Origin of the sequence: Citrobacter sp. Igbk 16 (genome assembly GCF_028069755.1) — a bacterium.
Lineage (GTDB): Bacteria > Pseudomonadota > Gammaproteobacteria > Enterobacterales > Enterobacteriaceae > Citrobacter.
This window is the reverse complement of record NZ_JANEWJ010000002.1, coordinates 113,636-133,772: the sequence shown is the minus strand read 5'-3', so window position 1 is coordinate 133,772 and position 20,137 is coordinate 113,636. Positions and strand designations below refer to the sequence as shown.

Genomic DNA, 20,137 nt, shown 5'->3' with positions numbered 1-20,137 from the left:
TTTACTCCTTGTCTTTGGTGTCCGGCAGTTGCCAGAAATCGAAAAAGTTAAACCAGTCGAGTGGCGACTGAAGTGCATAGTGCTCAAGGCGTTCGGCGTAGCGATCGACGGTATGTTGTAATGCCTGTTGTCGGGTAGCGCGTGGCAAGAGCAGCGGGTCAGCAAACGGTTCGCAGTGGATATGTAGCTTCTCCTGCTGGCGCAGGGCGAAAATCAGATCCACCGGGCAGCGTAAAATAGACGCAAGAATGAACGGGCCCTGTGGGAATGGCGCAACGTGTCCCATAAAGCGGCTCCAGCAGACACGCCATTCGCCGCCACGTTGGGTAGTGACGGCGATGCGATCGCCGACGATGGCTATCCATTCGCCACGATCCAGTTTCTCTTTGAGCAGAATGGCGGTATCCGGGCCGATATCGTTCACCGGAAGCAGGTTTAACCCAGCCTGCGGGGCCATCTCTTCCATGATTTGTTTAAAGCGTTGGGCGTTATCGCTAAATACCAGCGCATTGATTGTCTTACTGCCCTGTAGTTGGGCCAGTGCCCGACAGGCTTCGACATCACCCAGATGCGAAGCCAGCAGCAGTTTTCCTCGCGGGTCGCTGACATTTAGCGTTTCTTCTGCGCCTGGTGCAAAAACAACATCGCGGCCGATGTGCAGCTCACCGCGCCAGCTGGCAATCTTATCCAACATCGCGCCGCCAAAACGCAGGAAATGCTGATAACTGGTCAGGTTTGACGGTACTGGCATCCGGCGTGCGATCAGTTGCGCCCGTACGCGGCTAATCCAGCTCTGAGAGGCTTTTCGGGCAGTTGATGCGGTGAGCCAGTAAACGCCGACTACCGGATACAGTAGCAGGGAGAAGGCTTTGCGACCGAGTAAACGCCAGACCAGCAGCATCAGACGCATTCCCCACAACCCTTTGACTTCCTGCTGCTGCGCCCAGTGTGTTGATGAACGACGAAAAAGCAGGGAGGGGATACGCGGCAACATGCCAAAAAACAGGCGAGTGTGCATTAATGAAATGCGCAGATTGTCTTTGAGCGCGTCGAAATGGGATAGCCCGTCCTGCGGATAGGTGACTCGCGTTGGGATAAAATAGCTGGTGTTGCCTTGCCAGTAGAGGCGCACCATCACTTCGGTATCAAAATCCATCCGTTTGCCGAGCGTCACGCGCTGTGCCAGTTGCAGTGTAGGTGCCACCGGATACACACGGAAACCACACATGCTGTCTTTTAGCTGCAACGAGAGCGTTTCTATCCACACCCAGATGTGAGTTACCCAGCGTCCGTACAGGCGCGAGCGAGGAACAGAATCATCGTAAATCGGTTGTCCGGAAATGAGCGCTGTCGGATGTTTTTTTGCCAATGCCAGCAGCCTGGGAATATCTTCAATGGCATGCTGCCCGTCGGCATCGACCTGCACGGCATGACTGAACCCGGCATCTGCCGCCGCCTGTATTCCGCTAATTACCGCCGCGCCTTTGCCTGCGTTGACCGGCAGGCGAATTAACGTCAGATTGAGGTATTCTGCCGCCAGGCGTGCCAGTTCATCTCGTGTGGTCTTGTCGCTGCCATCGTCCACTACAATGCAGGGGAGATTGAACGGCTGAAGACGCTCCAATACGCCCGACATCATCGCGCCGTGGTTATAGCAGGGGATCAACACGCACGGGGAAAACGTCAGCGGCATAACCGAATCTTCCCACTGCTGGCGGTATGGCGCGCTTCACCGTCGTGGCGCTGGTAACTAAAAGAGAGCATCTGACGTTCTTCCTGCCAGCTCAGACTCAGGGTGACGGTGGTTCCAGGCAATAGCGGTGACTGGAACTTCACGTTCTGAATACTGTGAAAACGCCAGCCAGGGACCAGCAACGTGGTGGCGTAATGCATCGCCCAATCCAGTTGTGCAACGCCTGGCAGCAGTGGCTGCACGGCAAAATGTCCGCTGAACCAAAACAGCGAAGGGTCGAGATGTAAAACAATCTCAGCCTGTTGAGGCTGTGCCTGATGGCGCTCGATTTCATGGGGTTTCATGAAATAACTCCTGTAATTGCGCATAGACACGCTTGTTCATACTGTTGACCGGAATTTCATCAATCACCCGCCAGTAGCGGGGAACGGCGACCGGCTCCAGCCAGGGCAACAGCGAACGTCGCCAGGTCAGTTCTTGCGGTTTTCCTCCGCACTCGATCCAGCGTTGATGGGCTTTGTCATCCAGTACCAGCAGGACGCCAACGCCCTGGCGCCCCCCGCGTGAGACCGGCAATGCCGCGACGTCACGGATACCGTCCAGCGCCAGCAAGCGTTGCTCCACTTCGCTGAGTGAAATGCGTTTCTCTTCAATCTTGACGACTCGCCCACGCCTGCCCATCAGGCGAAACTGACCGTTTTCAGTAAATTGCAGAATATCATCCAGCAACAGGCCATCATCAGCGGCAATTAGCGGTGAAAATACGCGAAACGCGTCATTTTCTGGTTGAAATCTGACGCCGGGAAAAGGCAGCCATGCCACATCATCTTGATGGCGATAACGCCACGCAAGGACTCCGGTTTCAGTGCTGCCGTAGATCTCATCGGGCCAGACATTCAGCCAGTCAGCAGCCTGGGTGACGTCTTGCCAGGGCAGCATACCACCCGCAGACAGTATCAGTTCGACCGGCGGCGGTGCCAGGTGGTGGTCGAGGCGTTTCAGAAACGCCGGACTGCTGATAAACGCATACCGATGCTCATGGCTCAACGCCGCCAGTTGTTCGGCATACCACAGCATTGCTGCGTGCAGCGGTAGACCTAAGGCCATCGGCAAGAAGATACGGAACGTCAGACCATACAGATGTTGCGGAACCACTGATGCGACCACCCGGCAACCTGCCAGACGATCGGCAAAGCGCGTCGCGAGCAATGCCGCTTCGCTATCCAGGCGAGCGATCGGTTTGATCACGCGTTTCGGCTGGCCGGTCGAACCGGAAGTGAACAGCTCCACAAAGGCGTCGCTGCGTATTGCCGGAAACGTGATGTCGTGGGTCACGGGTGTCATGGCAGAACTGACCACCCGCAGCACTCCCTGCCACTCCAGCGCTTTATCGCTCAGTACCCCGTCAAACAGCCTGTGCTGCTCGTTTAACAACGAAACGCGACAATGCCCAGGGATCACTGGCGTTTTGCCAGCATGTAGCGTGGCCAGTAGCGCGACGATAAATAAATAGCTGTTCTCGAAGCATAATGCCCAGCGCTCACCTTCCTGCTGCTGCAGGTACGTTATCAACTGGGCCACATCGTGGCGCAGATGACCCAGCGTCCAGGTATGCTCTTCCTGCCACGCAACAGGAACGTCGTTTGGGCGTAGGTCACAGAGCCATTGAGCAAGTGTGAGGGGCTGCTTCATTGGGTATCTCGTTTTATCACTAGTTGGCGAACTAACCACTCGCCGACCATCAATGTTCCCATCAGCAGATAGGAAACCATACCGTTCCAGGTCGTCCACAGGGTCATATCGCCATTCAGTGCGGTAAAGAGCGCAACGCTGCCATTGATGATGAAAAAGGCGCACCAGATTTGTGTCACACGGCGTGTGTAGCGTACTCCTGCCTCGGGCAGATTTGGGTCGCGCAGCCGCGCCAGGCGTTCAACAATGGGCATCGCGGACCACAGAGAACCACCAAATACCGACAGCATGACGCCGTTTACCACTACCGGGTAAAACAGCAGCAACTGATGCGTTTTGAGCAGATAACTGGCAATGCACAACGTGATACCCGCGACCGCCACGACCTGTGTCACGACGCGCAACGGCCCCGCCTGTCGCCGGGTCTGGCGAAAGCGTAAAAAAAGGAGTAGCGCCATCAACGGTAGCAACCAGTGCAGACTGTTATGCGCAAGGCCAAACCAGATCAAAAACGGCCAGGCCAACAACAGTAGGCCTGTTAGCAGTTGTACGACTGGCAGCGAGCGAGTGCCCGACACGGTGAATTACGCTTCTTTGAGAAGGCGTTCTACCGCGTCGACGACATCTTGTACGGTGCGTACTGCTTTGAACTCTTCCGGCTTGATTTTCTTACCGGTTTTCTTTTGCAGATGCACGATCATGTCGACGGCGTCGATGCTGTCGAGTTCCAGATCTTCGTACAGGCGCGCCTCAGGCTTAATGTCCTGCGGGTCGACTTCAAACAGCTTGACCAGCAGTGAGGAGACTTCTTCGTAAATGGCTTTTTGTTCGGTCATAACGGACTATCCTCAGGCACGTTGCGCGTGAATGAACGATGCCAGCGTGGCGACGGAGAAGAAGTGCTGACGCATTTCTTCGCTCTCTGCTGAGAGGACCACGCCATACTCGTTTTTCACCGCCAGCCCCAGCTCCAGGGCGTCGATTGAGTCCAGACCTAATCCATCGCCAAAGAGTGCCGCTTCGGTATCAATATCGTCAGCTGTCAGTTCGTCGAGATTCAATGTCGTTATAATGAGATTTTTGATTTCAAGATAAAGCGCTTGCATCATTAATTCCTGAAAGAGGTAAAGTACCTGGTTGTAATTGAAGCAAAAGATGCCGGTTCAACTGCCTTGCGGCCAGCGCCGGTTCTTGTGAATTTGCGTCGTAAAATTGGTCGATCTTAACCCGTTCGTGTACTGAAATGGTGAACATGGGCTTTATCGATGGGACGTCGTACCATTTGCTTTCTTTATCCAGCATTTGTTCGCTGCAGTTAATGGTGACGATGCGTAAATCGCTGCTGCAGCGTACGGCGATATTCGCCGCACCACGCTGTAACGTCATTTCCTCTCCGGGGCGTGTACGGGTTCCCTCGGGGAAAATTAAAATGGTATCGCCTTGTTCCAGACGTTGCTGGCACGCGGGTAACAGCGCATCAGCCTGACTGTTAATCAGATAATCTGCTGCCCGGACCACGCCGCCGAGAAACGGGTTCTTTAGTAATGCGCTTTTCACCAGACAGTCGGTTTCTGGCATGACCGAGGCCAGTAGCACGTAGTCGATGAGCGTCGGATGATTGGCAACGACCAGGCACCCTTTTTCGTTGCGTAAAATGTCTCGTCCTGCAATCTGGTAATCCAGCACGCCAAGTCGCTTCACCACCGTTAAAAAGAGGCGAAAACTGGCAGCAATGCTGCGTCTGGCGATACGCCGACGCCGGGCTTTATCCCATACTGCGATGAGCAATACGTTAAACCAGACGGTAGAAAGGAGCAGTCCGCCGAGGCCAAACAGGGCAAAGCAAAAACCGGTCATCACCAGTCGCCATACCCAATTAAGCCGCAGGAAAATCGTGTTCATCCCTGACTCCACTGCCACTGTACGCGTTCGCCTGGCAGGGTAAACGCCGCGGTATCTTGCAAATAATGTTGTAAAAACAACAGACTCTGTGGCAATGACGTCTCACCTTGCGCGCGGTGTGGACGGGTTTCGCATTGCCAGCGATCACCGGATTCAATAACCAATGCAACGGCAAACGGCCATGTCGGCATATCAGGCGGCAACTGTGGATGATAAAACTCGGGCAGAAAACCGTCGAAATCGACCATCAATACACGCTGATATCCCGCCTGCAACAGCCCGATGACTTCGCACAGCCCTTGCTGGAACGTATCCCTGCCAGCAGAAAGCGAGGAGGAGACAATCGGTTTTTTCGCGGCAATGGTCAGGTTTCCCACCGCAGAATTATGCACAGAGAGGGCGAAATCGGTCGGTGAGAGTGCCTGCTCAGTCGCCAGGGCGTGCAGGATCCTGTAGTTACGCTCCAGTTCACCATGGCGGCTGGTGTACAACACGGCGTCGATATCATGACGGCGTAGCATCGCCAGCCCGCAATCAACGGCCAGTTTACTACCGGAGCTGAGGCGGCGAGCCGTCATCATTGGTAACTCGCTGAGTTTAGCCAATGGCGCGGTGGGATCGATGGCGTGCGAAAACCGTGACCATTCATGCCACTGTTCTGTTTCGCTTAACCCTGGCGCCTTGGCCTGCCAGTCGATAATGTTGAATGCAAATTTCATCAACGCGTATCCGCGGTAAATCGGTTGTTCCGATTGTTTCTTATTTTTTCTTCTGACATATCAATAAAGTATGCCCAACACCTAAGTTGTCGTGGCGTTCATCTACCTGAAAACCTGCCTGATTCAGATAGTGATAAAACTTCTCTACGCTGTAGAAACGGCTGTTGCCATTCGCCATACAGGTAAAATAAAGCGAAGACGCATTCAGGCTAAATGAGGCTGCTTCAAATTTTTGGGCATCCCAAAACAGTTCCATAATGCACAGCTTCGCGCCCGGTTTCATCACCCGAGCAATGTTGCTCAGTATGGCGATAATTTGTTCCGGGGAAAAACAGTCCAGAAATTGGCTCATCCACCAGATATCTGCCTCTGCGGGTAAAGGCGAGTCGCTAAGCATATCCACAGCATGGAAATTTATGCGATGGGATAATCCCGCATTTTCGATATTTTCGCGGGCAAGTGCAATTTGTTGCGGCAAATCTAATAGAGTGACTGCAATATTGTCATCATGTTGACAACAACGTAATGCCCATTTTCCGGTATTTCCGCCGACATCGTACAGGGTTGCAGGGGCGCTGGCGAATACATATGGCAATGCGGCATCAAATGCGCCATCTGAATAGTAATGATCGAAAGCGAACCAACTTTCACGCGCAGCCAGGGGTAATTGTGACAGTGCAGGATAGATTGTTGGCCAGTCGCCAAAAATTTTTAATCCAGCGGGTTTCCCTTCTTTCAGCGCATTCTCCAGATAGAACAGTCCCTGATAACAAACATCCTGGGTGAAATCCATATTCACACGCGTCATCGTGTCATGTAAAAGGAAGTGGCCGACTTTTGCGAGGTAATAATATCCTTCTTTGTGGGTAATGATTCGCCCACTTAACCCCATATCCAACAGGATGCTGGCGGCATATTCGTTTATGGTGCTGTTCTCGGTAATTTCGTCGAGCGTGGCACCGCGTTTACCTTGCTTGTCCAGCCAGGTGAGTACTCCCGCATTTCGCAGACACAACGCGGTTTGAAAAAGCATAGGGGCAAAGGCGATACGTTGTGCTTCAGTAATGGCATCCAGTGCGCTAAGCGAATCCTGTTCGTACATGTGGGGACAACCTGTTAAATGGCAGAGAGTAAGAGTATCGGGCCTTTTCGGCCCGACTTTAGGCGTAATTACAGATTGGCACCGGCTGACAGATTGAGCTGGATGTCTTTATCCAGATTGCGTACCCAGCGGTTGTAGTTTTTATGGATTTTTCCACCAGAAGCCTGCAGGTTAAGGCTGCTGTCGTATTTAATGTCATAGCTGGTGGCGGTATAGGTGATACGGACTTCAGCCACATGGTCGCGGGTTTGTTGGCGTGCTTTAATGACACCAGGACCGGCTTCAGACATGACCCATTGGCGTTGAATGCCCGCTTTCAGAATCGCGGTTTTAACCTGATCCTGAGTGTGCCCCGCGCTTACGCTGGTGTGAACTTGATCGATTGGCGCAGTACGCGCACATCCCGCCAGCGCACCGACAACGGCAATGGCCGCAAACCACTTAATATACTGTTTCATTAAAACTCCCTCTCAAAGTACTGTTTATACGTGTTTAATAATAAGCTTCGAAATAATGATCACCCTGCAGCACCTGTGATTTTATTTAAGCTAAATTAGCATTTTATTTCACGTGTCCGATAGCAAGGCGACGGAGGTTACCGGATGGTAATATTCGGTGATTTTCTTCAACGGAAATTTTTCAGCGTAATCATCGGCGAGAAGTATAGATTTTTAGATAAAACGTATCAAATAAAATAACCTTTAAATATAGGCAGATAGTTTGAGTTAAATGCTATGGGGGGATTCATTATTCTTATGCGGTTTGGCAAAGACATCCGTACGTTGACTTATGTAATTTCTTTATTAAAAAATGAAATCCTTTTCACTCTTTATTTAAGATAAATTGCGATATATACCTGTATGGATATCAGTTTAACGGGCATATAAAAAGATAAAAACTACCTCGGTTGGTAGTTTTTCAGGGTAGCCGACTTTTGGGTCTGCCGGGACCAAGTAAAATGGCCAGTTTGCTGCCACCGGTGGTGGTTTCCATCCAGATTTTACACACGCTGGTTAATGGGACGGAGAGCAACATGCCCACGGGACCGAGCAGCCATCCCCACACCAACAGGGAAAGGAAAACGATCAGCGTCGACAATCCCAGGCGATGCCCCATCATACGTGGCTCAAGGATATTGCCAATCACCATATGCACCACCAGAAACAGCGCGCCGACCAGCACGCACTCGTACAGGCCATTGAACAGCAACGCCTGAATCATAGGCGGCACGGCGGAAATAACCGAGCCTATATTGGGCACATAATTGAGCAGGAAGGCCAGCACGCCCCACATCAGAGCAAATTGAATGCCCATTAGCGCCAGTCCCAGCCAGACGATGGCGCCAGTCCATAAGCTGAGTAACGTTTTCAGTGCCAGATAGTGGGATACGCCCTTTAATGCCCGATGCAGCCCCGCAATATGGATCTGCGGATTGTTCAGCGCAAAGCGCATTTTATAGGGGACGTGGCGTACCTCAAACAGCATAAAGACCACCGTCATCACCAGCAGAACGACGCTGGCCATCGCACCGGAAAGGCTGGTCATCAGCGTGGTTGTGAAGGTCATGAGCTTGTCGGAATCGATACGTTGCAGGATGCGCTCTGGCGACATATGCAAATTCAGAAAGGGCACCATCTCTTGCAGATACAGGACTTTGCGCGTCAGCTCCTTATTGTACTTGGGCAGCATGGCCATGAATTCTGTGATCGACGATGCCAGGACACCAACCAGTGCGGTAAGGACGATGAGCATCACGACGACCACCAGCGTAATGGCTACCGGGCGACGGATCCCCCGACGAATAAACCAGGTTACCAGGGGGTTCAACACAATGGCGAAAAACAGGGCCAGCAGTAGCTGCACAAGAATATCGGCTGCGGCGTGTATACCCGCGAGGATCACCACCAGTGCGGCCAGTTTAAGCAAAATGTGCAAACCTGTTTTGTCAGGCTGGATGGTCGTCATGTCTTCTTCCTGTGTGCATTTTTGCATTAAGTGTAGCGGCTGGCTTGCTGCCGATATTCCTAATCTGGTTACTGATTTCTGGGCTGCAACATGGTAGAAATGAAACACTGTTGTGAATATGTGGTGACCCTCCATGCCCGAACCCGTCGCTGAACCGACGCTGAGCGGATTGCGCCTCAATCTGCGCATTGTCTCCGTGGTGATGTTTAACTTCGCCAGCTATCTGACCATCGGCCTCCCGCTCGCGGTTTTGCCGGGTTATGTCCATGATGTGATGGGATTTAGTGCCTTCTGGGCCGGGCTGGTTATCAGTCTGCAATACTTCGCGACGTTGTTGAGCCGCCCTCATGCCGGTCGCTATGCCGATTTGCTGGGGCCGAAAAAGATTGTGGTATTTGGGCTGTGCGGCTGTTTTTTAAGTGGTCTGGGCTATTTGCTGGCAGGGAGCGCTCATGGTTGGCCGCTGGCCAGTTTATTACTGCTGTGCCTGGGGCGCGTGATTCTGGGCATCGGGCAAAGCTTTGCCGGGACCGGCTCTACATTGTGGGGCGTTGGGGTGGTTGGCTCAATGCACATTGGACGGGTGATTTCATGGAACGGTATTGTCACCTATGGGGCGATGGCGATCGGTGCGCCGTTGGGGGTGCTGTGCTACGCCTGGGGTGGCTTACAGGGGCTGGCGCTGACCGTGATGGCCGTGGCGCTGCTGGCAATATTGCTGGCACTGCCGCGTCCGGCAGTGAAAGCCAGTAAAGGCAAACCGTTGCCGTTTCGCGCGGTGCTTGGGCGAGTCTGGCCGTACGGTATGGCACTGGCGTTGGCCTCTGCCGGCTTTGGGGTGATCGCCACGTTTATTACCCTGTTTTACGACGCGAAAGGCTGGGACGGCGCGGCATTCGCGCTGACGCTATTTAGCTGCACGTTTGTCGGTACTCGTCTGCTATTCCCAAATGGCATCAACCGATTAGGTGGGCTGAATGTCGCGATGATCTGCTTTAGCGTCGAAATTGTTGGGCTGTTGCTGGTCGGGATGGCTTCCATGCCGTGGATGGCGAAAATCGGCGTGCTACTGGCCGGCGCAGGGTTCTCGTTAGTCTTCCCGGCGCTGGGTGTGGTCGCGGTAAAAGCGGTCCCGCAGCAGAATCAGGGCGCGGCACTGGCGACCTATACGGTATTTATGGATTTGTCGCTGGGTGTCACCGGGCCTTTGGCGGGACTGGTGATGACGTGGGCGGGTGTACCGGTTATCTATCTGGCGGCCGCAGGGCTGGTGGCGGTGGCGTTATTGCTGACATGGCGGTTAAAAAAACGGCCTCAGGTGGTGTCACCGGAGGCCGCATCATCGTCTTAACGATTACTGGATAACCAGCGTGTTAATGATGTTTTCTGCCGTGGTCTGTGCTTTCTGTTGATCATCAGCTGGCAGCGTGATTTGCAGGGTCAGCAGTTGGTTGTCCACTTTGCCCAACACCACGGAGGAGTAGGCAGTCTGCCCTTTCGCTGAAATGATGCTGTCTAACTGCTGAAGCGTGTGGCCTTTCAGCTCAATGGACTTGTTAGTGACCACCTGCAGTTGCGGGTCACGGCTACGCTGCTGATCTTCCAGACGTTTTGCCAGTACAGGCAGTGCTTCACTGGTATCGTCACCGACAATCACAATCACCGCTTTCTGGCCGGTTGCGTCAGAATAAACGTGCATGTTGTTGGCCTGAGTGCCCAGCTTGCCGCTCTGATCGGTCATGTCTGCCGGCAGGGAAAAACTGAGTTTGCCGTCGAGCAGGTTAACCGGTTGTCCGGCGGCGCTGCTTTGTGCGGCAGCACCCTCTGCTGGCGCTTTTGTATCGCTATTATCACAGGCCGCAAGCCCCATAACCAGCAGGCCAATACCGACATATTTAACCAGATTGCGCATTGACTTCTTCCTTTCGATAAACGGCCATAACGGCTCATTCGTCCATCTTATCACAACTCGGAAAATGAACCTTTAACTCGTCTGCAATGCAGAGATTTCAGATTTATCTGCCAGCCTTTTCAGCAACATATTCAGCAACACGCCATACATCGGCAGGAAGAAAATAATGCTGATCAGCACTTTGAAGCAGTAATCGACAAGCGCGATTTCCATCCAGTGCTCGGCCATAAAGGCATCCGGGCTGCGCCAGAAGGCGATAAAGAAGAACGCCAGCGTATCGCTGATGTTGCCAAACAGCGTTGAGGCCGTAGGCGCGAGCCACCAGCGACGGTTCTGACGCAGGCGGTTAAAGACGTGCACATCCAGAATTTGTCCCAGCGCGTAAGCCATAAAACTGGCGGCAGCGATACGGGCGACAAACAGGTTAAAGTGCAGCAGTGCATTAAAACCTTGCCAGGAGCCCATATAGAACAGTGAAGACACGCCATATGAGATCAGCAACGCAGGAACCATCACGGCAAAGATGATGCGTCTTGCCAGCGGTGCGCCAAAGATACGTACGGTCAGATCGGTCGCGAGGAAAATAAATGGAAAGCTAAACGCGCCCCAGGTGGTATGAAAACCAAAGATGGAGATCGGAAGCTGCACCAGATAGTTGCTGGAGGTGATCACCAGCAGATGAAATAGCGATAGCCAGAACAACGCTTTTACGCGCTGATTTTGTGTAAACGGAGTCATATTGTGACCTTTTTGTTGGATGGGGTGAGGGAACCCAATAAAAAACCGTCGCATGATACTGCTTTAAAAACACATTGCAATGGTTGTTTTTCACGCAATCGTTAACCTGATTGGCTTACGCCACAACAGAGCGTAAAATAACGCCGTTTTTGTATGAATGAGACTACGATGAGCGATCTGTTTACTTCTCCCGACCATACTCTTGATGCGCAGGGGCTGCGCTGCCCGGAGCCCGTCATGATGGTGCGTAAAACCGTGCGTGGTATGCAGGCCGGTGAGACGCTGCTGATTGTTGCAGACGATCCGGCGACAACCCGCGATATTCCCAGCTTCTGTACTTTTATGGAACATGAGCTGGTGGCCAAAGAGACCGACTCGCTGCCGTACCGCTATTTAGTGCGCAAAGGGCAGTAATCTTGTTATGCCGGATGGCGCTAACGCTGTGTAACCTGTAGGCCGGATAAGGCAACGCCGCATCCGGCACACACACATTATCCTTTACGCAACAACCGCAGCGCGTTGGCGGTTACCAGCACTGTTGCCCCCGTATCTGCCAGTACTGCCAGCCACAATCCGGTTATCCCCAGCAGCGTGGTAACAAGGAAAATCCCTTTCAGACCCAACGCAATCGCAATGTTTTGTCGAATATTGGCGTGGGTGGCGCGCGCCAGCTGGATCATTTGCACCAGGCCACGCAGACGGTTATGCGTCAGGGCCGCATCGGCAGTTTCCAGCGCAACATCGGTTCCACTACCCATGGCAATGCCGATGGTGGCGGCTTTCATCGCCGGCGCGTCGTTGATCCCATCGCCGACCATCGCCAGCGGTGACAGTTGGTTGAGCTGGGTAACGGCCTGCACTTTATCTTCCGGCAATAGCCCCGCTTTGAATTCAAGCCCCAGTTCAGCGGCAATAGCGGCTGCTGCGCGAGGATTGTCGCCGGTCAGGATCACCCCTTTCACACCGAGTTGATTCAGCTCGCTGATGGCGGTGCGGGCATCGTCGCGCAGTGTGTCCTGCAAGGCCAGTACGCCGAGTACGGCATCGTTACGCACGACCAGCACGACGGTTTGGCCTGCGCTTTCCAGTTCGCTTATCTGCCCGGCAAAGGCATCAGCAGGATGTTTGCCTGCCGCGCAAATCAGTACGCGCTCGCCGTTTACCTGTGCTTCAATCCCTGAGCCAACCAGCGCACGCTGTTCTGTCGCCAGCGGAATACTCAGTTCACGCGTTTGTGCTTCACGGACAATGGCCTGGGCCAGCGGATGCGTTGCACCTTGTTCAACGGCCGCTGCCAACACCAGCAGTTCGGCTTCGTCTAGCCCACTTGCCGGATGAATCGCCGTGACGCGCGGTTTACCGACGGTCAGGGTGCCGGTTTTATCAAACGCGACCTGCGTGACTCTGCCCAACTGTTCCAGGGCTGCACCGCCTTTGATTAACGCCCCGCGACGCGCCGCTGCGGCTAATCCGGAAGTGATTGCGGCAGGGGTTGAAATAACCAGTGCACACGGACAACCGATCAGCAGCAGCGTTAGCCCTTTATAAATCCATTCCTGCCAGGAAGCGGCAAACAGCAGCGGCGGTACGAGCGTGACCAGCAAGGCAATCGCCATGATGGCCGGGGTATAAATCCGGCTGAAGCGATCAATAAAACGCTCTATAGGGGCGCGACGCTCTTCGGCCTCTTCAATCAGTTTCAAAATACGGTCAATCGCGCTGGCACCGGGTTCAGAGAGAACCTCGAGAGTGACCAGTCGGTCTACGCTGGTGGCACCTGCCGGGACTTTTTCGCCCAATGCCCGCTCAACCGGAATAGATTCACCCGTCAATGCACTTTCATCAAAGCTGGCAAAACCCGAAACCAGTTTAGCGTCGGCGGGTAAACGTCCTCCGGCGGCAACTTCAATGATGTCGCCTGGCTGTAGGGCATTAATAGCAACCTCTTCACGCTCGCCGTTACGCAGGCGTGTGGCGGTTTCCGGCTTCAGCGCCATTAGCGCACTGACCCCTTTGCGGGCCCGGCTGGCAGCCCATCCTTCCAGGCGCTCACCAATTAAAAACAACAGCAGTACCATGGCCGCTTCCGCCGTTGCACCGATAAACAATGCCCCGATGGCGGCGACGCTCATCAGCGTTTCAATGGCAAAGTAGCTACCGGTCTTCATCAGGCGCAGCGCCTGACGTGCAATGGGGTACAGACCCACCAGTGTGGTGGCGATAAAGGCTATCTGGCCGAAGGGGTGATTGAACTGCTCCAGTCCCCAACTGATGGCCATCATGATAATCAATGAAATCAGCGGCAGATTTTCTTTAAACCGTGATTCGGGGGCTTCTTCTGGCGCCTGCTCATCGCGCAGGGTGTAGCCGGCTTTCTGCACTGCGCTTTCAATTTGCTGGCGGACATCGTAACCGGCATCCACCACCAGCTTTTCGGTAGCGAACAGAACCTGAACCTGGTTAACGCCGCTGACCTGGCGGACCGCATTTTCGACTTTACGCGCACAGGCCGCGCAATCCATGCCCGCGACTTTCCAGGAATAGCGAGTACCTAATACGGTTGCAGAAACGGGTGGTGGGGTTGAGCAACTGCCTTCACAGCAGCAGTCATCAGCTTTCTGCGGTGCAGGCGCGAGCTTGAATGAAGAGAACTGTGGGGCTTTTTTGCCATTGGCCTCTGGTGTCGACATGGCATCCTCCGATTGATAATCATTTCGTATTAACCGGAGGATACACTCTGGAGTCGACTCCAGAGTCAAGGGTTTTTAAAGATACAGCGAACGAACAATCAGGAAATGCCCGGCGAAGTAGCAAGCCGCCGCAATCGCGTTGTCCGCGCGGAAGCGGTAACGGTAATGGCTCCCCAGCCAGACAATGTTGCCGATGAACAGGAGAGAGGCCCCCAAAAATGCGGACAGCGCCGGCGCGGTCGGGCGGAAGAACCACAGTTCGCCTGCCATCCAGACCATCATCAGAGTAATACCGACAAAGGTACATATGGCGATACGCAGTTCTTCCAGGCGCGTCCAGATCACGGCGATCAGCAACGCACCTAACACCAGCAGCACCAGCGGTAAAGGCCAGAAGAACGACAGCGTCATTTGGCTGGCGAAGTAAATGGTATACAGCAGGTGCGACAGGAAAAACGCGCCAATGGCGTACAACAGACGTTGACGTGGCAATAGCGTCAACGCATCACCCAGCAGCGAGGCAAGCAAGCCGGCCAGTACCAGGTAGCTGATGGCGTTAAACATTGGCGCCTGCCAGGCCAGCAGCAGCAGGAGCAATAACGTCAGGGGTTTAAAGACCCAGCGTTGCCAGGCGGGCCCACGATAGGAAGCATCCACGAACAACCATGCGGAAAGACAAACAGCGATAAACGACCAAAGCATCTTAGTTCCTTGAATTCGTTATTTTTTCGTAAGCGGGGTGCTTACGGCTCTATTGACCAGTGTAGAGTCCGATACCGCCAGATGACAACACCATAACAGGCAAGGTATGCTTATTTCCGCATTTTCTGATGGGTTAATAATATGAGTAAGCCACCCCTTTTTTTTATTGTGATCATTGTCTTAATCGTTATTGCCGCGTCGTTTCGCTTTGTCCAGCAGCGGCGGGAAAAAGCGGAAAATGATGCTGCACCGTTGGTGCAAAAGAGGGTGGTGGTGAGTAATAAGCGAGAGAAGCCGCTAAATGACCGGCGCTCACGTCAACAGGAAGTGACGCCAGCGGGCACCAGTATGCGCTATGAAGCCAGCTTCAAACCGCAAAGCGGCGGCCTGGAGCAGACGTTCCGTCTTGATGCCCAGCAGTATCATGCGTTAACGGTTGGCGACAAAGGCACGCTGAGCTACAAGGGTTCGCGCTTTGTTGATTTTACCCAACGAATGCCGGATGGCGGCTGATGCCTTATCCGGCCTACAAGTCCGTAGGCCCGGTAAACAGAGCGCCACCGGGCGAAGGGATCTCAATTTATTTCTTCAACTGGCTCTTAATCTTCTTCTGCCACACCAGCAACTCAAATACGCCAAACAGAAAAATACGGATTTTCTCACCGTTGGTCATTTGCGGGCCATCTTTCGGCATGGTGGATTTCAGCAGCGCCAACTGCATGCCGTGCATCAGCACCATAAACACCAACGCCACATTCACGAAGATATTGAGCGGACGTGGGAACGGTTGAAAAATATTCAGGAGCAGGAATGCCCAGACGCACAGCATTAACAGACGTCCCAGATTAATCAGCATGTTGCTCTCCTTGTGCTTCACGTTGATACAGGCGATAAGCAACCTGCCCAGCCACTTTTTCGCGGTACAACGACCAGTTAACCGGAACAACAGGCAGGCCGTTTTCGACTTCGCTTTCAACGTAAATATACGCTTCGTTTGCCAGCCAGCCGCGAGTTTCCAGAAGTGTTAATGTTTCTTCCAGTAATCCTTTGCGAAACGGTGGATCAACAAACACTACGTTATGCGGCGTACCCGTCTGGGCTAAAAACGTCAGGGTGTTGGTGTTGATGACGCGGGCATGTGTTGCCTTCAGCGTGGCGAGATTTTTTTGTAACTGCTGCGAAACCGCGCGATCCATCTCCAGAAGCGTGGCATCTGCCGCATAGCGGGAGAGTGCTTCCAGAGCCAATGCGCCGCTGCCAGCAAAGCAATCAAGGCAACGAGCATCGACCATCACCGGGGCCAGCCAGTTAAACAGCGTTTCGCGTACACGGTCGGTCGTTGGGCGTAGACCCGGACTGTCCGGAACCGGGAGTTTACGGCCTCGCCATTGCCCGCCAATAATGCGGATCTGACCGCTGCCTGAGTGATTCGGTTTTTTCATTTCTATTATTGCTCAATCCGCCTATAGCATGTCATTCCAGGCGGTGATGTGAGTTAAGTTAAGTGATAGACTATTTCATCATTTTTTTAGCTGCTATGTACATAGCGTTGACGCTGTGCCATGAAGCAACAGCGGGGGAGTGTAGTCGCAAATGGCGAAAGAGAAAAAACGTGGCTTTTTTTCCTGGCTGGGCTTTGGTCAAAAAGAGCAGGCACCGGAAAACGAGACAGAACTAAAAAACGAAGAACAACAACCGGTTACTGAAGAAGCTACCGTCGTTGATGAGCCGTCACGCGCGCAGGAAACGCATAGCGAGGCGGAAACAGAAGCCTTTGCAGCTGAAGTTGTTGAAGTCACTGAACAGGTTGCGGAAATTGAAAAACTGCAGCCGGAAGAAGAACCCGTTGCCGAGCAACAGCAACCGGACGTTGAACCGGTCGTTGAATCCATAGTGGAAACACCGGCACCCGCGGCAGTGACCGAACACGAAGAATTACCGCTGCCGGAAGAGGTTAAAGCCGAAGACGTTTCACCAGAAGAGTGGCTGGCTGAAGCGGAAACCGTTGAAATTGTTGAGGCAGTTGAAGAAGAAGCTGAAAACGAGCCACAGCTAACTGATGAAGAGCTGGAAGCACAGGCGTTGGCAGCTGAAGCGGTGGAAGAAATTGCTGAAGATGCCGCGATTGTTGAGCCTGTTGAAGACACGCCAGCAGCAGAAGAGGCGGTGGTAGAAGACGCTGTGCAGGAGCAGGAAAAACCGACGAAAGAAGGTTTCTTTGCGCGCCTGAAGCGTAGCCTTCTGAAAACCAAAGAAAACCTCGGTTCCGGATTTATCAGTCTGTTCCGTGGTAAAAAGATCGACGATGATCTGTTTGAAGAGTTGGAAGAGCAACTGCTGATCGCCGATGTGGGCGTAGAAACGACCCGCAAGATCATTGCGAATCTGACGGAAGGCGCCAGCCGCAAGCAGCTCAAAGATGCAGAAGCGTTGTACGGCCTGCTGAAAGATGAGATGGGCGAGATTCTGGCTAAAGTTGATGAACCGCTGAATGTTGAGGGTAAAACGCCATTTGTTATCTTAATGGTTGGTGTTAACGGCGTGGGTAAAACCACCACCATTGGCAAGCTGGCGCGTCAGTTTGAGCAGCAGGGTAAATCAGTGATGTTGGCGGCGGGCGATACTTTCCGTGCCGCGGCGGTAGAGCAGTTGCAGGTCTGGGGTCAGCGTAACAATATTCCGGTGATTGCTCAGCATACCGGTGCGGATTCTGCCTCCGTTATCTTTGACGCCATTCAGGCGGCGAAGGCGCGAAACGTAGATGTGCTGATCGCTGATACCGCAGGGCGTTTGCAGAATAAATCGCACCTGATGGAAGAATTGAAAAAAATCGTTCGTGTGATGAAGAAGCTGGACGAAGATGCGCCGCATGAAGTTATGCTGACTATCGATGCCAGCACTGGGCAGAATGCGATAAGCCAGGCCAAACTGTTCCATGAAGCGGTGGGTTTAACCGGTATCACCCTGACCAAGCTGGACGGAACGGCGAAAGGTGGGGTCATTTTCTCGGTTGCCGATCAGTTTGGCATCCCTATCCGCTATATCGGTGTGGGCGAACGTATCGAGGATTTACGTCCGTTTAAAGCGGGCGATTTTATAGAGGCACTTTTTGCCCGAGAGGATTAACAATGATTCGCTTTGAACATGTCAGCAAGGCCTATCTCGGTGGGAGACAAGCGCTGCAGGGAGTCACATTCCATATGCAGCCTGGCGAGATGGCGTTTCTGACCGGCCACTCCGGCGCGGGTAAAAGTACCCTGCTGAAGCTGATCTGTGGAATTGAACGGCCCAGCGCCGGGAAGATCTACTTCAGCGGGCACGACATCAGCCGTTTGAAAAACCGTGAGGTGCCGTTTCTGCGTCGCCAGATCGGCATGATTTTTCAGGATCACCACCTGTTGATGGACAGAACCGTCTTCGACAACGTGGCAATCCCACTGATCATTGCGGGTGCCAGCGGTGACGATATTCGTCGTCGCGTGTCGGCGGCGCTGGATAAAGTCGGGCTGTTGGACAAAGCGAAAAACTTCCCGATTCAACTCTCCGGCGGTGAACAGCAGCGTGTGGGCATCGCCCGCGCGGTGGTGAACAAGCCTGCGGTACTGCTGGCGGATGAACCGACGGGGAACCTGGATGACGCGCTGTCAGAAGGGATCCTGCGTCTGTTCGAAGAGTTTAATCGCGTCGGGGTAACGGTATTAATGGCGACGCACGATATTGGGCTGATCTCCCGTCGTTCTTATCGCCAGCTTGTCCTGAGTGACGGACACCTGCACGGAGGCCTGGTGAATGAATAGACGCGACGCTATCAATCAAATCAAACAGTTCGGTGGACGACTGGATCGTTTCCGTAAATCGGGCGGTGCGCCCGGAGAGGGCGGTCGCAACGCGCCAAAACGTGCGAAAGCGTCGCCAAAACCGAACTCGCGTAAAACCAACGTCTTTAACGAGCAAGTGCGCTATGCGTTCCAGGGGGCGTTGCAGGACCTGAAAAGTAAACCGCTGGCGACGTTCCTGACGGTGATGGTTATCGCTATCTCACTGACGTTGCCAAGCGTTTGTTACATGGTCTACAAGAACGTGAACCAGGCGGCAAGCCAGTATTACCCGTCCCCGCAGATCACCGTATATCTGCAAAAAACGCTGGATGATGATGCGGCGGCACGTGTGGTGGGGCAGTTACAGGCCGAGCAGGGCGTGGAGAAAGTGAATTACCTCTCCCGTGACGATGCGCTGGGCGAATTCCGTAACTGGTCCGGCTTTGGCGGCGCGCTGGATATGCTGGAAGAAAACCCACTTCCGGCCGTGGCGGTGGTGATTCCGAAACTGGATTTCCAGGGCACGGAATCACTGAACACGCTGCGTGATCGCATTGCACAAATCAACGGTATCGATGAAGTTCGCATGGATGACAGCTGGTTTGCGCGACTGGCGGCGTTAACGGGCCTGGTCGGTCGTGTGTCAGCGATGATTGGCGTGCTGATGGTTGCGGCGGTCTTCCTGGTCATCGGTAACAGTGTGCGTCTGAGCATTTTTGCGCGTCGCGATACCATTAACGTGCAGAAACTGATTGGTGCAACGGATGGATTTATCCTGCGTCCGTTCCTCTACGGCGGCGCACTGCTCGGTTTTTCTGGCGCATTTCTTTCACTGATTTTGTCAGAAATTTTGGTGATGCGACTGTCGTCAGCGGTCACGGAAGTGGCGCAAATTTTTGGAACGAAGTTTGATATCAATGGCTTATCATTCGATGAGTGCCTGCTACTCCTGCTGGTATGCTCAATGATTGGCTGGGTGGCAGCCTGGCTTGCCACGGTTCAACATTTACGCCACTTTACCCCCGATTAAAAAATCTCTGGTATAATCTTTCCCTGCACTGAGTAGTTCGCTCTGCAGGGAAAGAGCCCTGTTTTCTCTTCCCGGCGCATTCATCGTGATGTCACATTTTGTGCGTAATTTATACACATTACGACATGGAACTTGTGGATAAAATCACTGTCTGATAAAAGATTGAATGATATT

At 53.4% G+C, this 20,137-nt stretch carries 23 protein-coding genes; 6 read left to right on the top strand and 17 right to left on the bottom strand.

Going from position 1 to position 20,137, the window contains the following annotated elements; translation table 11 throughout:
* Position 1: 1 nt before the first annotated feature.
* The 11 genes from NNO03_RS02325 to NNO03_RS02275 form a co-directional block, all read right to left on the bottom strand.
* The gene (locus NNO03_RS02325) at positions 2-1,693 is read right to left on the bottom strand and encodes a glycosyltransferase (RefSeq protein WP_271448694.1); all 1,692 of its coding nucleotides are present in this window, start codon (positions 1,691-1,693) and stop codon (positions 2-4) included.
* A complete protein-coding gene (locus NNO03_RS02320; protein ID WP_172741969.1) occupies positions 1,684-2,037 on the bottom strand; it encodes a beta-hydroxyacyl-ACP dehydratase in 354 nt (117 codons plus the stop codon). The genes NNO03_RS02325 and NNO03_RS02320 overlap by 10 nt, the downstream gene beginning before the upstream one ends.
* The gene (locus NNO03_RS02315) at positions 2,024-3,385 is read right to left on the bottom strand and encodes an AMP-binding protein (protein ID WP_271448693.1); all 1,362 of its coding nucleotides are present in this window, start codon (positions 3,383-3,385) and stop codon (positions 2,024-2,026) included. Before NNO03_RS02315 ends, NNO03_RS02320 begins: the two co-directional genes overlap by 14 nt.
* A complete protein-coding gene (locus NNO03_RS02310; RefSeq protein ID WP_202037516.1) occupies positions 3,382-3,963 on the bottom strand; it encodes a hypothetical protein in 582 nt (193 codons plus the stop codon). The genes NNO03_RS02315 and NNO03_RS02310 overlap by 4 nt, the downstream gene beginning before the upstream one ends.
* A gap of 6 nt (positions 3,964-3,969) precedes the next feature.
* Positions 3,970-4,221: an acyl carrier protein gene (locus NNO03_RS02305; protein WP_005121566.1), complete on the bottom strand. Its 252-nt coding sequence runs from the start codon at positions 4,219-4,221 to the stop codon at positions 3,970-3,972.
* 12 nt (positions 4,222-4,233) lie between these two features.
* Positions 4,234-4,491, bottom strand: a complete 258-nt coding sequence (locus tag NNO03_RS02300; RefSeq protein WP_048213596.1) for a phosphopantetheine-binding protein — start codon at positions 4,489-4,491, stop codon at positions 4,234-4,236.
* Positions 4,472-5,287, bottom strand: a complete 816-nt coding sequence (locus tag NNO03_RS02295; RefSeq protein ID WP_271448692.1) for a 1-acyl-sn-glycerol-3-phosphate acyltransferase — start codon at positions 5,285-5,287, stop codon at positions 4,472-4,474. The genes NNO03_RS02300 and NNO03_RS02295 overlap by 20 nt, the downstream gene beginning before the upstream one ends.
* Entirely contained in the window at positions 5,284-6,006 is a 723-nt protein-coding gene (locus tag NNO03_RS02290) for a beta-ketoacyl synthase chain length factor (RefSeq protein WP_271448691.1), read from the bottom strand. The genes NNO03_RS02295 and NNO03_RS02290 overlap by 4 nt, the downstream gene beginning before the upstream one ends.
* A 40-nt stretch (positions 6,007-6,046) precedes the next feature.
* Positions 6,047-7,108: a class I SAM-dependent methyltransferase gene (locus NNO03_RS02285; RefSeq protein ID WP_137381983.1), complete on the bottom strand. Its 1,062-nt coding sequence runs from the start codon at positions 7,106-7,108 to the stop codon at positions 6,047-6,049.
* A 68-nt stretch (positions 7,109-7,176) separates the two neighbouring features.
* Positions 7,177-7,554, bottom strand: coding sequence for a hypothetical protein (locus NNO03_RS02280; RefSeq protein WP_122973906.1), 378 nt, complete (start codon positions 7,552-7,554; stop codon positions 7,177-7,179).
* Between the two features lie 472 nt (positions 7,555-8,026).
* Positions 8,027-9,073 (bottom strand): AI-2E family transporter, encoded by a 1,047-nt coding sequence (locus NNO03_RS02275; protein ID WP_202037518.1) that lies wholly within the window; start codon positions 9,071-9,073, stop codon positions 8,027-8,029.
* Between the two features lie 133 nt (positions 9,074-9,206).
* On the opposite strand from NNO03_RS02275, the gene NNO03_RS02270 reads away from it, so the two are divergent.
* The gene (locus NNO03_RS02270) at positions 9,207-10,424 is read left to right on the top strand and encodes an MFS transporter (protein ID WP_271448690.1); all 1,218 of its coding nucleotides are present in this window, start codon (positions 9,207-9,209) and stop codon (positions 10,422-10,424) included.
* A 3-nt stretch (positions 10,425-10,427) separates the two neighbouring features.
* Here the strand turns inward: NNO03_RS02270 and NNO03_RS02265 are convergent, their stop codons facing one another.
* Both NNO03_RS02265 and NNO03_RS02260 read right to left on the bottom strand, forming a co-directional pair.
* Complete coding sequence (locus tag NNO03_RS02265) at positions 10,428-10,985, bottom strand: DcrB family lipoprotein (RefSeq protein ID WP_005121574.1); 558 nt, start codon at positions 10,983-10,985, stop codon at positions 10,428-10,430.
* 72 nt (positions 10,986-11,057) lie between these two features.
* Positions 11,058-11,723, bottom strand: a complete 666-nt coding sequence (locus NNO03_RS02260; protein ID WP_271448689.1) for a 7-cyano-7-deazaguanine/7-aminomethyl-7-deazaguanine transporter — start codon at positions 11,721-11,723, stop codon at positions 11,058-11,060.
* Positions 11,724-11,891: 168 nt separating this feature from the next.
* Here NNO03_RS02260 and tusA point away from each other — a divergent pair, with 168 nt between their 5' ends.
* Entirely contained in the window at positions 11,892-12,137 is a 246-nt protein-coding gene (gene tusA, locus NNO03_RS02255; protein WP_271448688.1) for a sulfurtransferase TusA, read from the top strand.
* Positions 12,138-12,214: 77 nt separating this feature from the next.
* Here tusA and zntA read toward each other — a convergent pair whose 3' ends face one another.
* The gene (gene zntA / locus NNO03_RS02250) at positions 12,215-14,413 is read right to left on the bottom strand and encodes a Zn(II)/Cd(II)/Pb(II) translocating P-type ATPase ZntA (RefSeq protein ID WP_271448687.1); all 2,199 of its coding nucleotides are present in this window, start codon (positions 14,411-14,413) and stop codon (positions 12,215-12,217) included.
* Positions 14,414-14,488: 75 nt separating this feature from the next.
* The gene (locus NNO03_RS02245) at positions 14,489-15,115 is read right to left on the bottom strand and encodes a lysoplasmalogenase (protein ID WP_137381978.1); all 627 of its coding nucleotides are present in this window, start codon (positions 15,113-15,115) and stop codon (positions 14,489-14,491) included.
* Between the two features lie 141 nt (positions 15,116-15,256).
* Between NNO03_RS02245 and NNO03_RS02240 the strand changes: the two genes are divergently transcribed.
* Positions 15,257-15,628 (top strand): DUF2500 domain-containing protein, encoded by a 372-nt coding sequence (locus tag NNO03_RS02240; protein ID WP_202037522.1) that lies wholly within the window; start codon positions 15,257-15,259, stop codon positions 15,626-15,628.
* A gap of 67 nt (positions 15,629-15,695) precedes the next feature.
* Here NNO03_RS02240 and NNO03_RS02235 read toward each other — a convergent pair whose 3' ends face one another.
* Both NNO03_RS02235 and rsmD read right to left on the bottom strand, forming a co-directional pair.
* Positions 15,696-15,971, bottom strand: coding sequence for a DUF1145 family protein (locus NNO03_RS02235; RefSeq protein WP_271441314.1), 276 nt, complete (start codon positions 15,969-15,971; stop codon positions 15,696-15,698).
* Positions 15,961-16,557 (bottom strand): 16S rRNA (guanine(966)-N(2))-methyltransferase, encoded by a 597-nt coding sequence (gene rsmD / locus NNO03_RS02230; protein WP_271441315.1) that lies wholly within the window; start codon positions 16,555-16,557, stop codon positions 15,961-15,963. The genes NNO03_RS02235 and rsmD overlap by 11 nt, the downstream gene beginning before the upstream one ends.
* A gap of 151 nt (positions 16,558-16,708) precedes the next feature.
* Between rsmD and ftsY the strand changes: the two genes are divergently transcribed.
* Genes ftsY through ftsX form a run of 3 tightly spaced genes read left to right on the top strand, consistent with a single transcriptional unit; the run spans position 16,709 to position 19,963 of the window.
* A complete protein-coding gene (ftsY, locus tag NNO03_RS02225; protein WP_271448686.1) occupies positions 16,709-18,241 on the top strand; it encodes a signal recognition particle-docking protein FtsY in 1,533 nt (510 codons plus the stop codon).
* A gap of 2 nt (positions 18,242-18,243) precedes the next feature.
* Entirely contained in the window at positions 18,244-18,912 is a 669-nt protein-coding gene (gene ftsE, locus NNO03_RS02220) for a cell division ATP-binding protein FtsE (protein WP_137381973.1), read from the top strand.
* Complete coding sequence (gene ftsX / locus NNO03_RS02215) at positions 18,905-19,963, top strand: permease-like cell division protein FtsX (protein WP_202037526.1); 1,059 nt, start codon at positions 18,905-18,907, stop codon at positions 19,961-19,963. The genes ftsE and ftsX overlap by 8 nt, the downstream gene beginning before the upstream one ends.
* Positions 19,964-20,137 lie beyond the last annotated feature (174 nt).

Bases quoted from the DNA above. Each gene is read 5' to 3' on its own strand.
- NNO03_RS02325 (WP_271448694.1), bottom strand. From the start codon at position 1,693: ATGCCGCTGACGTTTTCCCCGTGCGTGTTGATCCCCTGCTATAACCAC.
- NNO03_RS02320 (WP_172741969.1), bottom strand. From the start codon at position 2,037: ATGAAACCCCATGAAATCGAGCGCCATCAGGCACAGCCTCAACAGGCT.
- NNO03_RS02315 (WP_271448693.1), bottom strand. From the start codon at position 3,385: ATGAAGCAGCCCCTCACACTTGCTCAATGGCTCTGTGACCTACGCCCA.
- NNO03_RS02305 (WP_005121566.1), bottom strand. From the start codon at position 4,221: ATGACCGAACAAAAAGCCATTTACGAAGAAGTCTCCTCACTGCTGGTC.
- NNO03_RS02300 (WP_048213596.1), bottom strand. From the start codon at position 4,491: ATGCAAGCGCTTTATCTTGAAATCAAAAATCTCATTATAACGACATTG.
- NNO03_RS02295 (WP_271448692.1), bottom strand. From the start codon at position 5,287: ATGAACACGATTTTCCTGCGGCTTAATTGGGTATGGCGACTGGTGATG.
- NNO03_RS02290 (WP_271448691.1), bottom strand. From the start codon at position 6,006: ATGAAATTTGCATTCAACATTATCGACTGGCAGGCCAAGGCGCCAGGG.
- NNO03_RS02285 (WP_137381983.1), bottom strand. From the start codon at position 7,108: ATGTACGAACAGGATTCGCTTAGCGCACTGGATGCCATTACTGAAGCA.
- NNO03_RS02275 (WP_202037518.1), bottom strand. From the start codon at position 9,073: ATGACGACCATCCAGCCTGACAAAACAGGTTTGCACATTTTGCTTAAA.
- NNO03_RS02270 (WP_271448690.1), top strand. From the start codon at position 9,207: ATGCCCGAACCCGTCGCTGAACCGACGCTGAGCGGATTGCGCCTCAAT.
- NNO03_RS02265 (WP_005121574.1), bottom strand. From the start codon at position 10,985: ATGCGCAATCTGGTTAAATATGTCGGTATTGGCCTGCTGGTTATGGGG.
- NNO03_RS02260 (WP_271448689.1), bottom strand. From the start codon at position 11,723: ATGACTCCGTTTACACAAAATCAGCGCGTAAAAGCGTTGTTCTGGCTA.
- tusA (WP_271448688.1), top strand. From the start codon at position 11,892: ATGAGCGATCTGTTTACTTCTCCCGACCATACTCTTGATGCGCAGGGG.
- zntA (WP_271448687.1), bottom strand. From the start codon at position 14,413: ATGTCGACACCAGAGGCCAATGGCAAAAAAGCCCCACAGTTCTCTTCA.
- NNO03_RS02245 (WP_137381978.1), bottom strand. From the start codon at position 15,115: ATGCTTTGGTCGTTTATCGCTGTTTGTCTTTCCGCATGGTTGTTCGTG.
- NNO03_RS02240 (WP_202037522.1), top strand. From the start codon at position 15,257: ATGAGTAAGCCACCCCTTTTTTTTATTGTGATCATTGTCTTAATCGTT.
- NNO03_RS02235 (WP_271441314.1), bottom strand. From the start codon at position 15,971: ATGCTGATTAATCTGGGACGTCTGTTAATGCTGTGCGTCTGGGCATTC.
- rsmD (WP_271441315.1), bottom strand. From the start codon at position 16,557: ATGAAAAAACCGAATCACTCAGGCAGCGGTCAGATCCGCATTATTGGC.
- ftsY (WP_271448686.1), top strand. From the start codon at position 16,709: ATGGCGAAAGAGAAAAAACGTGGCTTTTTTTCCTGGCTGGGCTTTGGT.
- ftsE (WP_137381973.1), top strand. From the start codon at position 18,244: ATGATTCGCTTTGAACATGTCAGCAAGGCCTATCTCGGTGGGAGACAA.
- ftsX (WP_202037526.1), top strand. From the start codon at position 18,905: ATGAATAGACGCGACGCTATCAATCAAATCAAACAGTTCGGTGGACGA.